This is a genomic window from Methylobacterium sp. 2A, assembly GCF_009806555.1.
Taxonomy (GTDB): domain Bacteria; phylum Pseudomonadota; class Alphaproteobacteria; order Rhizobiales; family Beijerinckiaceae; genus Methylobacterium.
In genome coordinates, this window is sequence record NZ_VUOK01000013.1 from 200743 (window position 1) to 213750 (window position 13008).

Annotated in this window: 10 protein-coding genes; 6 read left to right on the forward strand and 4 right to left on the reverse strand. The window is 70.2% G+C overall.

Annotation, left to right across the window (positions count from 1 at the left end):
- Positions 1-112: 112 nt before the first annotated feature.
- Together FVE89_RS07065 and FVE89_RS07070 are read right to left on the reverse strand one after the other, a co-directional pair.
- Positions 113-289, reverse strand: a complete 177-nt coding sequence (locus FVE89_RS07065) for a DUF1328 domain-containing protein (protein ID WP_160533376.1) — start codon at positions 287-289, stop codon at positions 113-115.
- A gap of 78 nt (positions 290-367) precedes the next feature.
- The gene (locus FVE89_RS07070) at positions 368-559 is read right to left on the reverse strand and encodes a CsbD family protein (RefSeq protein ID WP_160533325.1); all 192 of its coding nucleotides are present in this window, start codon (positions 557-559) and stop codon (positions 368-370) included.
- A gap of 141 nt (positions 560-700) precedes the next feature.
- Here FVE89_RS07070 and FVE89_RS07075 point away from each other — a divergent pair, with 141 nt between their 5' ends.
- Both FVE89_RS07075 and FVE89_RS07080 read left to right on the forward strand, forming a co-directional pair.
- On the forward strand, positions 701-1174 hold the full coding sequence (locus tag FVE89_RS07075; protein ID WP_160533326.1) for a nucleoside deaminase: 474 nt from the start codon (positions 701-703) through the stop codon (positions 1172-1174).
- 36 nt (positions 1175-1210) lie between these two features.
- Entirely contained in the window at positions 1211-1915 is a 705-nt protein-coding gene (locus FVE89_RS07080; RefSeq protein WP_160533327.1) for an SDR family oxidoreductase, read from the forward strand.
- Positions 1916-1921: 6 nt separating this feature from the next.
- Here the strand turns inward: FVE89_RS07080 and FVE89_RS07085 are convergent, their stop codons facing one another.
- Positions 1922-3763 carry an outer membrane beta-barrel protein gene (locus FVE89_RS07085; RefSeq protein ID WP_160533328.1) on the reverse strand — a complete coding sequence of 614 codons (1842 nt, stop codon included), beginning with the start codon at positions 3761-3763 and terminating at the stop codon, positions 1922-1924.
- A gap of 282 nt (positions 3764-4045) precedes the next feature.
- On the opposite strand from FVE89_RS07085, the gene FVE89_RS07090 reads away from it, so the two are divergent.
- Complete coding sequence (locus FVE89_RS07090) at positions 4046-4549, forward strand: MucR family transcriptional regulator (protein ID WP_160533329.1); 504 nt, start codon at positions 4046-4048, stop codon at positions 4547-4549.
- A gap of 208 nt (positions 4550-4757) precedes the next feature.
- Positions 4758-5933, forward strand: a complete 1176-nt coding sequence (locus tag FVE89_RS07095) for an MFS transporter (RefSeq protein ID WP_160533330.1) — start codon at positions 4758-4760, stop codon at positions 5931-5933.
- Positions 5934-6234: 301 nt separating this feature from the next.
- On the opposite strand, the gene FVE89_RS07100 is transcribed toward FVE89_RS07095, so the two are convergent.
- Positions 6235-11079 (reverse strand): NAD-glutamate dehydrogenase, encoded by a 4845-nt coding sequence (locus tag FVE89_RS07100; protein ID WP_160533331.1) that lies wholly within the window; start codon positions 11077-11079, stop codon positions 6235-6237.
- Between the two features lie 158 nt (positions 11080-11237).
- On the opposite strand from FVE89_RS07100, the gene FVE89_RS07105 reads away from it, so the two are divergent.
- Both FVE89_RS07105 and FVE89_RS07110 read left to right on the forward strand, forming a co-directional pair.
- Positions 11238-11654, forward strand: coding sequence for a MarR family winged helix-turn-helix transcriptional regulator (locus tag FVE89_RS07105; protein WP_160533332.1), 417 nt, complete (start codon positions 11238-11240; stop codon positions 11652-11654).
- A 29-nt stretch (positions 11655-11683) separates the two neighbouring features.
- The gene (locus FVE89_RS07110) at positions 11684-12970 is read left to right on the forward strand and encodes an MFS transporter (RefSeq protein WP_160533333.1); all 1287 of its coding nucleotides are present in this window, start codon (positions 11684-11686) and stop codon (positions 12968-12970) included.
- Positions 12971-13008: the final 38 nt, after the last annotated feature.

A 13008-nucleotide genomic window follows, 5' to 3' on the forward strand; every position in this document is an offset into this window, starting at 1 on the left:
AGGCGAGACGGGTCTTTCGAACTGCCCCGCGCGGAGGCCGGCACGCGAAGGGGCGTCCCCAGCGGAACGCCCCTTACGTGCATCGTCAGCCGCCGCGCGAAACCTCCGCGCGTCAGAGCCTGGGCGAGCGCCCGCGCATCACGCCGAAGACGGCGGAGATCAGGAACAGGGCGATGGCCACGAAGAAGACGACCTTGGCCGCCTCCATGGCGGTGCCGGCGATGCCGCCGAAACCGAGCAGAGCCGCGACGAGCGCGACGACGAGAAACGTGATAGCCCAACCGATCATGGCATCCTCGCGTTGTTCGAGCCGGTCCACGGTGGGAACCCGCCCGCGGCGGGTCCCGTTCCGATCACCCCGCGGCGATCAGAGCTTGTCGGTGGCGGACTTCACGGTGTCCTTGGCGCTGCCGACGGTGCTCTGGGTCTTGCCCTTCAGCTCCTGAGCCGCACCCTCGGCCTTCAGCTTGTCGTTGCCGGTCACGTCGCCGAGGCCCTGCTTGGCCTTGCCGAGAGCCTCGTTGGCGGCGCCCTTGATCTTGTCCGTGGTGCTGCTCATGGAAATGTCCCTTCAATAGGCCTGCGGCGGCGCCGCACGAGACGCTAAGAACGGTCACGGTCGGGCGAATGTTCCAAGTCTTAACATTGCTCTGGATCAAGACCCCGGCGTTACTCTGCCGTGTCACGAAAGGTCCGCGTCATGACGGATGACACGACGCGTCCGGCGGGCACTGCGACGGCGTTCGATCAGGCTTTCGCGGCGGCGGAGCAGGCGGCAGCGGCCGGCGAGATACCGGTCGGGGCGGTCGTGGTGCGGGATGGCATCGTGCTGGCCGTCGCCCACAACCGGCCCCGGGGCCTGCGGGACCCGACCGCCCACGCGGAGATCCTGGCCATCCGGGCGGCCTGTGCGGCGATCGGCGATGAGCGCCTGACCGGCTGCGATTTGTACGTCACCCTCGAACCCTGCCCGATGTGCGCCGGCGCGATCTCCTTCGCGCGGATCCGGCGGCTCTATTACGGGGCTTCGGATCCGAAGGGCGGCGGGGTCGAGCACGGCCCGCGCGTCTTCAATCAGCCGACCTGCCACCACGCGCCGGAGGTCTATGGCGGCTTCCGCGAGCGCGAGGCCGGGGCACTCCTGCGGGACTTCTTTGCGCCGAAGCGGGTATGATCGCGGGACATCGCGCCCGAACCGGAGGACAGCGCCATGACGCCTGCCTATTCCCGCGCCCTGATCGTCGGAGCCGGTTCGGGCCTCAGCGCGTCGCTGGCCCGTCTGCTCGCGGCGGATGGCATGCGGATCGGCCTCGCCGCCCGCAACGTCGCGAAGCTCGCCGATCTGGCCGCGGAGACCGGCGCCGCCGTGCATGCCTGCGATGCGAGCCGGCCGGACCAGGTCGAGGCTTTGTTCGCGCGCCTGGAGCCGGCGCTCGGGGGCGCGCCCGATGTCGTGGTCTACAACGCCAGCGGCCGGCTGCGCGGCCCCGTGGCGGATCTGGATCCGGCCGCGGTCGCCGAGGCGCTGATGGTCAGCGCCTATGGCGGCTTCCTCGTGGCGCAGGCCGCGGCGCGGCGCATGCTGCCCCATCGCCACGGGGCGATCCTCCTGACCGGCGCCTCGGCGAGCGTGAAGGGTTTTTCCGGATCGGCGCCCTTCGCCATGGGGAAGTTCGCCCTGCGCGGCCTCGGCCAGAGCCTCGCCCGCGAGTTGCAGCCGCAGGGGATCCACGTGGCGCACTTCGTCATCGACGGCGCGATCCGCAATCCGGCCCGCGGCGGCGAGCCCGCAGACGCGCCCGACAGCCATCTCGATCCCGACGCCATCGCGCGGGCCTATCGCGACGTGCTGCGGCAGGATCGCAGCGCCTGGACGTCCGAGCTGGAGCTGCGGCCCTGGACCGAGCGGTTCTGAACAGGCTTACGGGTTCACCCGCAGGCCGAGCAGGAACGTGTTGTCGCTGAAGCTCGACCCCGCCACCGTGCTGTTGATCTGCTGGTAGATGTAGGTGCCGCGCAGGGTGAGCCACCGGGTCAGGTGGTAGTCGAGCCGCGCGGTCGCCGAGACGCCGTTCTCGCGGATCGTGCTGCCCTGGTAGGTGTTCTTCAGGAACGAGCCGCCCAGGACGATCGACAGGTTGCGGAACAGGTCGTGCTGGACTTCGAGCGTGGCGACATCCGTCAGGATGCCGCTCGAACCCGGGATCGTCGTCTCGGTGACCCCGGTGGCGGCGGTGAGGCGGACCGTGGTCAGCGGACTCATCGACCAGACCAGCGCGGCATTGACGAGCGGCGCATCGATGGCGCGCAGGGTCGGATCGACGTAGTCGCGGTGCTGGATGCCCGCCGAGATCTCGCCGGTGAGCGTGCGCAGCAGGCCGAAGCTCGCCCCGACCAGGAACGAGATGCCATCGGAATCACGCCGGATCCCGTTCTGATCCCGCTGCAGGTCGTAGACGCGCGTATCGCCGAGGATGTCGATGAAGGGGCTGAAGTCCGGATTGACCTCGTAGGCGGTGCGCAGCTGCAGGCTGTACTGGTTGAGGTTGCGGTCGGCCTGATTGATGATCGTCCCGTCCGAGAGGCGGGCATTGTCGAATTCCGAGCGGTCGATCGAGCCGCGCAGGGTGACCGACAGGCGGTTGAACGACTCGGTCGCGCCGAGCGAGGCGCCGTAGACGGCGAGCAGCGGCCGCGTGGTGGCCGAAGCGGCCTGGAGATTGCCGGCGGCAACCTGGAGGTTGGGGTTCCCGGTCCGCTGCGTGTCGACCAGGAAGCGCCCCTCCGCATCGATGTGCAGATCCCGATTCGCGTCGAGGCGCCAGCGCACCACGCCGTCCGCGGCGGGTCGGCTCGCGGCTTCGTTCTGGGGCGTTTCGAGATAGGCGCCGCGCAGGGAGCCCTGCAGCGAGCTCGACGCCCAGTTGCTCTGGAAGTCGACCGCCGCGTCGGTGCGGAGCGCGACCGACCCGCGCGCGAACTGTCGCGCTGTCTGATCCGGGTTCGAATCGTAGCCGAGGCTCTGCGCGAAGCTCGGCAGGACCGTGAAGGTGCCGACCTGATAGCCGATCGGCGCGTAGGCGGGATCCGTAGGAATCGGCCGTGCCAGGTCCGTCCCGAGGATGAAGCCCGGCGTCAGCAGGCCCAGGGTGGCGGTATTGGCAAGAAGCGGCAGGATCGGCCGGATCGGGGTCGGCGCTTGCGGCAGCGGCACGCCGATGACCGGCTGCTGGATGATCGGCGTGAGCCGGGCCGCCGGGCTCGGCACCTGCGTGACGTTCTGGGTGATGCTGCGGGTCGCGGAGCCGAGACGGCGCGGCGGCGCCGCCCGCGACCGCAGCAGGGTCGAGGGCGCGAGGTTGCTCGACGTTACGGCGCTGCCGCCGATGCGCTGGCCGCCGCTCGTGAGGCGGGTCCCGAGCTGCGATGCCCCCGGCTGCGTCTGCCCCTGGGCCGGGATCGGCGGCGAGAGTGGCGACCGCAGGCTGTCGCCGCCCATCTGGTCACCGCCGAGCGTATCGCCGCCCGGCGAGCCGCGCCCGTCATCCCGTGTTGAGCCGTCCGGCAGGCGCCGCCGGAGCGCCGGCAGGCCGCTCGGAGCCGTATCGAGGCCGGCGCCCGGATTGTCGGGCTGGCCGGTGACGGGGCTGGTCGCGTCGAAGCGCTGGGCCGCGGTCGGCGAGGCGGCGAGCACCAGCGTCAGGGCCGCGTATGCGAGCCGCTTCTCGTGACGTGCCCGCCGATCAGCCCGCGCCGTCCGCACTTGATCCCGATCTCCACGAATATCCCGGCCGTCGAGGGCCGAAATTCACTGTCGACACCGCGGCTTGACCGGTCGTCGGCATGGTTAATCGAGGTTAGACGGGCGTGGTTAATGTGGCGTCAACGGCGCGCCGGACCAGCATTCGAAGGCCACCCTTCGCTGTTTCAATCGCAATAACCGTCCGATTGAGATTTGCGTCTAAATCCGCTAAGATGGAACAGATTTCGATCGTGTCCAACTGGGTTTGGGCGATCTAGTTATTTGTCAGGGCGGGGTTCCACCATGACGGGGAATGTAGAAAGTGAACAGTCGGGGCAGGTCGAGCTCGCGGTTGATATCGTCGCGGCCTACGTGTCGAACAACTCGGTGCCCTCGGCGGAACTTCCCGGCCTCATCGAGGTCGTGCACAGCGCTCTGAGCCGTCTAGCGACCGACAGTCAGCCCTCGAATGGGCCGGTCGAGAAGCTGACGCCGGCACAGATCCGCAAATCGATTACGCGAGATCATATCGTCAGCTTCGAGGACGGGAAGCCCTACAAGACGCTGCGTCGGCATCTTACACTCCGCGGCCTGTCTCCCGAGGCCTACCGGTCGAAATGGGGCTTGCCGCGGGACTATCCGATGACGGCGGCCAGCTACTCGGAACAGCGGTCCGAACTGGCGCGGGCACTCGGGCTCGGACAGCAACGCCGCAAGTATAACGGTGCGGCGCAGGTCGCGGCCAAGGAATCGCCGCCCGCGCCCCCTGCAAAGGCGCGCGGTCGCAAGAAGTCCCCGACGGAATAAGGATTGCTCGGCCTTCCGAGGCGTGATCGAGACCCGGCGGCGCACATCCCGTACGGATACCTGCTCAAGCACGCGCATCATCGGGTCCGGTTGCGCGCCGTGCAACCGTGCGCCGCGTATCCGTGGCTGGTCAGGTGGCTCATGGTTGCCATCCTGCGCATGTTGCTTCGCACAATCGAGCGATCACCCTGCGCCGGAGAGACTCGCCGTGCTGCCCTTGCCGATCCTTGCCCTCGCCGTCGCATCCTTCGGGATCGGCACCACGGAATTCGTGATCATGGGCCTGCTGCCGGAGGTGGCGCAGAGCTTCGGCGTCACCATTCCGCAGGCGGGTTACCTCGTGTCGGGCTACGCGCTGGGTGTGGTCGTGGGTGCTCCGATCGTGGCGATCGCGACGGCCCGGCTTCCCCGCAAGACGGCGCTGCTCGCCCTGATGGGCGTGTTCCTGCTCGGAAATCTCGGCTGCGCGGTTGCGCCGAGTTATGCGTTGCTCATGGCGGCGCGGGTCCTCACGGCCTTCGCGCACGGGGCCTTCTTCGGCATCGGCGCCGTGGTGGCGCGGGACCTCGTGCCGCGCGAGCGGCGCACCCAGGCCGTCGCACTCATGTTCGCCGGCCTGACCCTCGCCAACGTCCTGGGCGTGCCCCTCGGGACTGCGCTGGGGCAGGCTGCCGGGTGGCGCGCGACCTTCTGGGCCGTGGTGGCGATCGGCGTGGCCGCCGGCGCAGCGATCCAGCTCTGCGTGCCCGCCGGGCTGCCCGGCACGCGCGGACGCTTGATCGCCGAGTTCCGGGCGCTGGGCCGCTGGCCGGTTCTGCGGCCGATGCTGATCTCGACCCTGTCGTCGGTCAGCTTCTTCACGGTCTTCACCTACATCACGCCGTTCCTGACCAATGTCAGCGGTTTCACGCCGCAGGGGGTGACCGGCGTGCTGTTCGCCGCCGGGGTGGGCCTCACCCTCGGCAACCTCGCGGGCGGGCACTTCGCCGACCGGGGCCAGATGGCGACGATCATCGGCAGCTTCCTCGGTATCGTGGCGATGCTGCTCACCCTGGCGACGGTGGCCCACCATGCCTCGATGACGGTCGTGGTGCTGGTCCTGTGGTCCGGGCTCGTCTTCGCCCTGGTCTCGCCGCTCCAGGTCTGGGTGGTCGAGGCCGCGAGCGACGCGCCGAATCTCGCCTCGACGCTCAACCAGGGCGCGTTCAACCTCGGCAACGCCACGGGCGCCTGGATCGGCGGGACGGCCCTGACATTCGGAATCGGCTATGGCGAGCTGCCGCTGATCGCGGCGGTGGTGTCGCTCATCGGGCTCGGTCTCACCCTGACGGCGGTCAGCCGCTCAGGGCGGCGGCTCTTCTCCACCTCTGTACCGGGTGCCTGAGCGCCCCTGAGGTCGTCGCGCTGCACACGCCTGTCTCAGCACCGTATCGAATCGGCCGGGTGATTATCTTCGTGAAGGCAGCGGTCCATGTGTTCCGACATCGACCACGCGAACAACAGCAAGGAAACGACAAGAAGACCCAACGCAAGAGCACGCGCCATGACAGTGGCCACAGATTCGATCCGCAGATTCGTCTGCCTCCTGACCTAACAGCTGGCCGATAAACCTTGAAGCGACGCGCGCGCCGCTATGGCGCGTGCGGATGAGGCGCGAAAGGCAGGCCGCGCCTCCGCTCCGCGTCTCAATCGGCGCGCGCGAGATCGCCGAGCAGGCTCGCCGCCACCGTCGCCTTGGAGACGGTGAGGCCGGAGGCGCGGATCGCGTCCACCGCGTCGCGGATCCGCGCGAGCGACGCGCCCCGGGCCTTGACCCAGGCCTCGACCGCGCTCGGACCCGCGCCCAGATCGGCCACGACCTCGGCGGTGAGCCTGCGATGGGCGGCGGCGATGCCGGCCACGGCGCGCTCCAGGGCGACACGGTCGAACGTGTCGGCCACCGGGACATCGCGCGCCGCAGCCGCGAGATCGTCGAGGCGGAAGGCGTGTTCGAGGGCGAAATGCGTCGCCGCCACGTCCTCCACCGGACGGCCGCTCAGCTCGGCGACCCGCACGATGTCGGGCGCCGAGACCAGGGCGGTCAGCGACGCGAGCCGCCGGGCCTGGGCGGGCGCCATGCCGAGGCGGCCGAGTTCCGCGGCGCGCCCGTCGATCGCTTCCCGCGAGGCCGCATCAAGGGCCTTCGGCAAAGCCGCCTCGACCGCCGCGATGCCGTCCCGGTAGCGCGCGACCACCGGTGCGAGGCCGCCGGTGAGATCGAGGTTGCGGATGAACCAGACGATCCGGTTCATCAGGAGATCCTGAACCTCGGCGTAGAGGCCGAGCTGGCCCTGGCCGGAGATCCGGCCGGCCAGGCCGTCGATGGCGAGATTGAGCTCCATCAGTCCGAAGGCGTCGCGGGTGAGCGCGTAGGCCTTGGCGATGGTGGCGGCGTCGGCGCCGGTCCCGTCCACGAGGCGGGTCACCAGGGATGGGCCGCCGCGGTTGACGATGATGTTGGCGAGCGCCGTGGCGATGATCTCGCGGCGCAGCCGATGGCCCTTCACGGCGTCCGGGAATTGTTCGCGCAGGGCTTTCGGGAAATAGCGCTGCAACTCCCGCTCGAAATACGGGTCGTTCGGCACGGCGCTGTCGAGGATCGCATCGTGCAGCGAGAGCTTCGCGTAAGCGAGCAGCACCGCGTATTCCGGCCGGGTCAGCCCCTCGTTGCGGCGCAGGCGCTCGGTCAGCGCGGCGTCGTCCGGCAGGAATTCGACCGCCCGGTCGAGGCGCCCTTCGGCCTCGAGGGCCTGCATGGTCCGCATGGCGAAGCCGGTCTCGCCGAGGCCGCCGCGCTGCGCGAGCGACAGGGCGAGCGTCTGCAACTCGTTGTTGCGCAGGACGAGGCGGCCGACCTCGTCGGTCATGGCGGCGAGCAGCGCGTTGCGGGCCTCGACGCTGAGGCGCCCGTCGCGCTCGGGCGTCATCAGGGCGATCTTGATGTTCACCTCGACATCCGAGGTGTTCACGCCGGCCGAGTTGTCGATCGCGTCGGTGTTCAGCCGGACGCCCGCCCGCGCCGCCTCGATGCGCCCGCGCTGGGTCAGGCCGAGATTGGCGCCTTCGCCGATCACCTTCACCCGCAACTCGGGGCCGGTGATGCGCACCGCATCGTTGGCCCGGTCGCCCGCGTCGTCGTCGGTTTCGGTCGTCGCGCGGACATAGGTGCCGATGCCGCCGAACCAGAGCAGGTCGGCCGGTGCCTTCAGGATCGCCTGCATCAGCTCGGCGGGCGTGGCCTCGGCGCGGTCGAAACCCAGGGCCGCCCGGATCTGTTCGGAAAGCGGAATGGTCTTCAGGCTGCGCGAGAAGACACCGCCGCCCGGCGAGATCAGGCCCCGGTCGTAATCCGCCCAGGAGGAGCGGCCGAGATCGAACAGCCGCCGCCGCTCGGAAAAGCTCGCCGCGGCGTCGGGGTTCGGATCGAGGAAGATGTCCCGGTGGTCGAAGGCCGCGATCAGCCGGATGCTCTGCGACAGCAGCATGCCGTTGCCGAACACGTCCCCCGACATGTCGCCGACGCCGACCGTGGTGATCGGGTCGGTCTGCACGTCGACGTCGATCTCGCGGAAGTGGCGGCGCACCGCCTCCCAGGCGCCGCGGGCCGTGATGCCCATGCCCTTGTGGTCGTAGCCCTGGCTGCCGCCGGACGCGAAGGCGTCGCCGAGCCAATGGCCCTTCTCCAGCGAGAGCGCGTTGGCGATGTCCGAGAAGGTGGCGGTGCCCTTGTCGGCCGCGACCACGAGATAGGCGTCGTCGGGGTCGTGCCGCACCGTGTCGGGCGGGGGCACGATCGCGTTGTCGACGATGTTGTCGGTCAGTTCGAGGAGCGTGCGGATGAAGATCCGGTAGCTCTCGGTGCCCTCCTGCATCCAGGCGGCGCGGTCCGTGGGAGGCGGCAGGCGCTTCGGGAAGAAGCCGCCCTTGGCGCCCACCGGCACGATCACGGCGTTCTTCACCTGCTGGGCCTTCACGAGGCCGAGGATCTCGGTCCGGAAATCCTCCGGCCGGTCGGACCAGCGCAGGCCGCCGCGGGCGACGTAGCCGAAGCGCAGATGCACGCCCTCGACCCGGGGGGAGTAGACGAAGATCTCGAACAGCGGCCGCGGCAGCGGCATCGCCGCCACCTTCGCGCAGGCGAACTTGAAGCTGATCGTCTCCCGCGGCTTTCCGTCCGCGCCTTTCTGGAAGAAGTTGGTCCGCAACGCCGCCTCGACGAGGTTGACGAACCGGCGCAGAATCCGGTCGTCGTCGAGGCTGGTGACGTCCGCGAGCGCATCCTCGATGCCGGCGCGCACCTCCGCCGAGCGGGCGGCGCGGTCGCCCTCGGCGGCCGGATCGAACCGGATCCGGAACAGGCTGACGAGCGCCCGCGCGATACCGGGATGCCGGCTCAGCGTGTTGGCGAGATAATCCTGGCCGTAGCGGATGCGCAGCTGGCGCAGGTAGCGCCCGAAGGCGCGCAGGAGCGCAGCCTCCCGCCAATCCAACGCCGCTTCCAGGATCAGCCGGTTATAGCCGTCGGATTCGGCCACGCCCTCCGCGATGGCGAGCAGCGCGGCTTCGAGGGGTTGCTCCAGATCGGCCAGCGTGATCGGAGCGCCGCTCGCGCGTTCGAGCAGCATGTCGTGCAGCCAGACCCGGTCGGCCTCGGCGGCGCCCGCCGGCAGGATTCGGTAGGTCCGCTCGTTGATGACGCGGAAGCCGAGATTCTCCAGAACCGGCACCCGGTCCGAGAGGGCGATCGCGGTCCCGCGCGAAAAAACCTTGAGGCGCACCTGCGCGGCGGCATCCGAGCCGCGGCGGCCGAGATGCACGGCGCGCGGCTGCGCCTCGTTCAGGCCCTCCAGGATCGCGATGTCATCGACGGCGACCTCCGGCTGGAAGGTGTCCCGGTAGGCGGCCGAGAACGCCTCCGCGTATCGGGCGGCGAGCAGCCGCGCCCGATCGCCGCCCAGGCGTTCCGCGAGGGCGGCGCGCAGGGCATCGCCCCAGGTCCGGACCAGGGCGGCGATGCCGGCTTCGAGGCTCGCCGGGTCGATCTCCGGCGCGCCCTGATCGGGCAGGCCGACGATGTAATGGGTCCGGGCGAGCGGGCCTTCGGGGAAGTCCGGATAGGCGGCACTCAGCCGGCCGCCATAGGCCTCGGCGAGATAGGCGCCGATCCGCGCCCGCACGGTCGAATCGTAGCGATCCTTCGGCACGTAGACGAGGAGCGAGACGAAGCGGCCGAAGCGGTCCGGCCGCGACAGCACACGGATCCGCGGCCGATCGGCGAGGTTCGCGATCGCCAGGGTGAACCGGTACAGCCGCTCGCCGTCGATCTGGAACAGCTCGTCCCGCGGATAGCTCTCCAGCACCGCCAGGAGGCTGCGGCCGGCATGGCTCGTCGGATCGAGCCCGGCCCGGGCGATGACGGCCTCGACCTTCCGCCGCAGGACCGGCACCTCGCGGGCGGGGCTGGCATAGGCCGAGGCCGTGAACAGGCCGACGATCCGCACCTCGCCCGAGAGCTTGCCGGTCCCCGAGAACAGCTTGACGCCGACATAATCGAGGAAGGCGGAGCGGTGGACGCGGGATTTCACGCTCGCCTTGGTGATGATGAGCGGCTGCGGCTCCTCCAGGAAGGCGAGGATCTCGGGCGTATAATCCACCGGCGTCCGGCCCCGCCGCAGCGGGGTGGCACCGGGATCGCGCAGCACGCCGAGGCTCGATCCCTCCACGAGGGGGTGTGCCTCGCCGGCGATCCCGTGCTCCTGCATGCCGAGCAGCAGGAACTGGCCGTCGATCAGCCATTCCAGGAAAGCGCGCGCCTCCGTGCTCTCGCCCTCCGGCATCAGGCTGGGCGAACGCCCGAGCTGCGCGGCGAGGCCGGTCAGGCGCGCCAGCATGGCATCGTGGTCGTCGCTCGCGAGGGCGACGTCGCGGTAGACCGCCGCCAGGGCCTCGAGCAGCCGGGTCCCGGCCTCTTCCTCCAGTCGGTCGAGATGGATGTGGATGAAGCTCTCGCGGGCGAGGCTGCCATGGGCATCCGCGGTGGTCTCGCCGACAACGCGGATCAGGGCACCGCCGGCATCCCGCTCGACGCCCAGGATCGGGTGCGCGACGAGATCGGGCGACAGGCCCCGCTCGGTCAGCTCGGCCAGGGTCGAATCGAGCAGGAACGGGCGGTTGTCGTTGATGACTTCGAGGATGGTCACCTCGCGGCGGCGTCCATCGCGGAGGAGTTCGGCATCGCTCAGGCGCATCCGGGCGGGATCCCCCGGCCGGCGCGGATCGGCCAGGAAGGCCCGGGCCCGGGCGGCGAGGTCGGCCAGGGCATCGGCGCGGTAGGGGGCCAGATCCTCCGGGGTGACGCGGCCGAACAGGTCGCGGACGAAGCCGCCCGGTCCGCCCTGCTGCCCGACGATCTCGGCGGCCGCCTCGATCAGTCCCGTGCGGGCGGTCTTCTGCTCGGAGGAAGACAGGGCCGTCGCGGTCTCGAGTGTCATCGCGCTCCTCCCGAACCGGGTCATTCGCCCAAGCGATAGCAGCGTGATCCGCCATGTCGATGACACGCCCCCGGCTTTGCTGGCCAAGACGTGTCGATCCGCGCGAACCGTCAGATCCGGCTTGCCCGCTGACGGATAGGTGCATATGCACCTATCCGATGAGCGATCGGCCGGCCGAATCCTGTACCTGTTCCGCCCTGCGCCGTGCGACGCGGGCGCTGACGGCGGCCTATGACGCCGCGCTCAAGCCGGCCGGCCTGCGTGTGACGCAGTTCGCGCTGCTGCGGTATCTGGATCGCCTCGGCCCGATCCCGGTCACCCGGCTCGCCGCCGAGGCAGCGCTGGAGCGGACCACGATGGGCCGGAACCTCGACCCGCTCAAGCGGCGCGGCCTCGTGGCCATCACGCCCGGTGCGGAGGACCCGCGGGCGCGCATCGTGTCGCTGACCGGTGCCGGCCGCGAGGCGCTCGCGGCGGCCACACCCTATTGGCGGGAGGCGCAAGCCCGCATCAACGCCCGGGTCGATCCCGCGACGGTCTCCGCCGTGGCGGAGGCCCTGATCGCCGCTTCCTGATCGATCCGTCCCGCCCCCGGAGCCCGACCATGTCAGCCGTCACCGCGAAGACTTCCGTGCCGCGCCTGCATTATGCCTGGATCGTCGCCGCGGTGACCTTCCTGGTCCTGCTGGTCGGCGCGGGGGTGCGCGCCACGCCGAGCGTGCTGATCGTGCCCTGGGAGCGCGAATTCGGCTGGACCGCGGCGACGATCGGCGTCGGAATCGCGCTCAACATCTTCCTGTACGGCATGATCGGTCCCTTCGCGGTGGCGATCATCGAGCGGTTCGGCCTGCGGCGCTCGGTCTGTACGGCGCTCCTCATCCTGGCGATCGGCACCGCCGCCACGAGCCTGATGACCGCGCCGTGGCAGATGGTGCTGCTCTGGGGCGTCGTGGTCGGGTCGGGCTCCGGCATGGTCGCCAACGTGCTGGGCGCCACGGTCGCCGGGCGCTGGTTCGGCAAGCGGCGCGGGCTGGTGCTCGGGATGCTCACGGCGAGCAGCGCCACCGGGCAGCTCGTCTTCCTGCCGATGCTCGCCTCCCTGGCGGTGGGGCAGGGCTGGCGCTCGGTCTCGCTCGTGGTCGCGGCCGCGACCCTGGCCCTGATCCCGCTCGTCGCCCTGTTGCTGCGCGACCGGCCTGCCGATCTCGGCCTGCCCCGCTACGGCGAGGCCGCCGTGACGCCGAATCCGGTCCTGACCGAGAACCCGGCCGCGCGGGCGCTGCGCGGCCTGCGCACCGGCTTGCGCGCCAAGGATTTCTGGCTGCTCGCCGGCACCTTCTTCATCTGCGGCGCCTCCACCAACGGGCTGGTCGGCACCCACCTGATCCCCGCCTGCATCGACCACGGTATCCCCGAGGTGACGGCCGCGGGCCTCCTCGCGCTGATGGGAATCTGCGACCTCGTCGGCACCACGGCTTCCGGCTGGCTCACGGACCGGTTCGATTCGCGCAAGCTCCTGGTGTGGTATTACGGGCTGCGCGGCCTCTCGCTGATCTTCCTGCCCTATTCGTTCGATCTCAGCTTCTACGGCCTGTCGCTGTTCGCGGTGTTCTACGGGCTCGACTGGATCGCCACCGTGCCGCCGACCGTCCAACTCGCCGGCAAATCCTTCGGCGAGGAGAACGCCGCGCTGATGTTCGGCTGGATCGCCGCCGCGCACCAGATCGGCGCCGCCTCGGCGGCCTGGCTCGCCGGCCTGGTCCGGACCGACACGGGCTCCTATCTCGGCGCCTTCGTCTCGGCGGGTCTGCTCTGCCTCGTCGCGGCGCTGATGGCGATGTTCGTGGGGCGCCGACCGCAGGAGCAGGTCCTGCGCCCGCTGCCGGCCTGAACTGCGGCGGGCGGCCCCGGTTGCCATAAGCGTGCCGC

Coding starts and splice junctions, on each gene's coding strand:
- FVE89_RS07080 (WP_160533327.1), top strand. CDS start 1,211: ATGACGCCTGCCTATTCCCGCGCCCTGATCGTCGGAGCCGGTTCGGGC.
- FVE89_RS07075 (WP_160533326.1), top strand. CDS start 701: ATGACGGATGACACGACGCGTCCGGCGGGCACTGCGACGGCGTTCGAT.
- FVE89_RS07105 (WP_160533332.1), top strand. CDS start 11,238: ATGAGCGATCGGCCGGCCGAATCCTGTACCTGTTCCGCCCTGCGCCGT.
- FVE89_RS07110 (WP_160533333.1), top strand. CDS start 11,684: ATGTCAGCCGTCACCGCGAAGACTTCCGTGCCGCGCCTGCATTATGCC.
- FVE89_RS07090 (WP_160533329.1), top strand. CDS start 4,046: ATGACGGGGAATGTAGAAAGTGAACAGTCGGGGCAGGTCGAGCTCGCG.
- FVE89_RS07070 (WP_160533325.1), bottom strand. CDS start 559: ATGAGCAGCACCACGGACAAGATCAAGGGCGCCGCCAACGAGGCTCTC.
- FVE89_RS07100 (WP_160533331.1), bottom strand. CDS start 11,079: ATGACACTCGAGACCGCGACGGCCCTGTCTTCCTCCGAGCAGAAGACC.
- FVE89_RS07065 (WP_160533376.1), bottom strand. CDS start 289: ATGATCGGTTGGGCTATCACGTTTCTCGTCGTCGCGCTCGTCGCGGCT.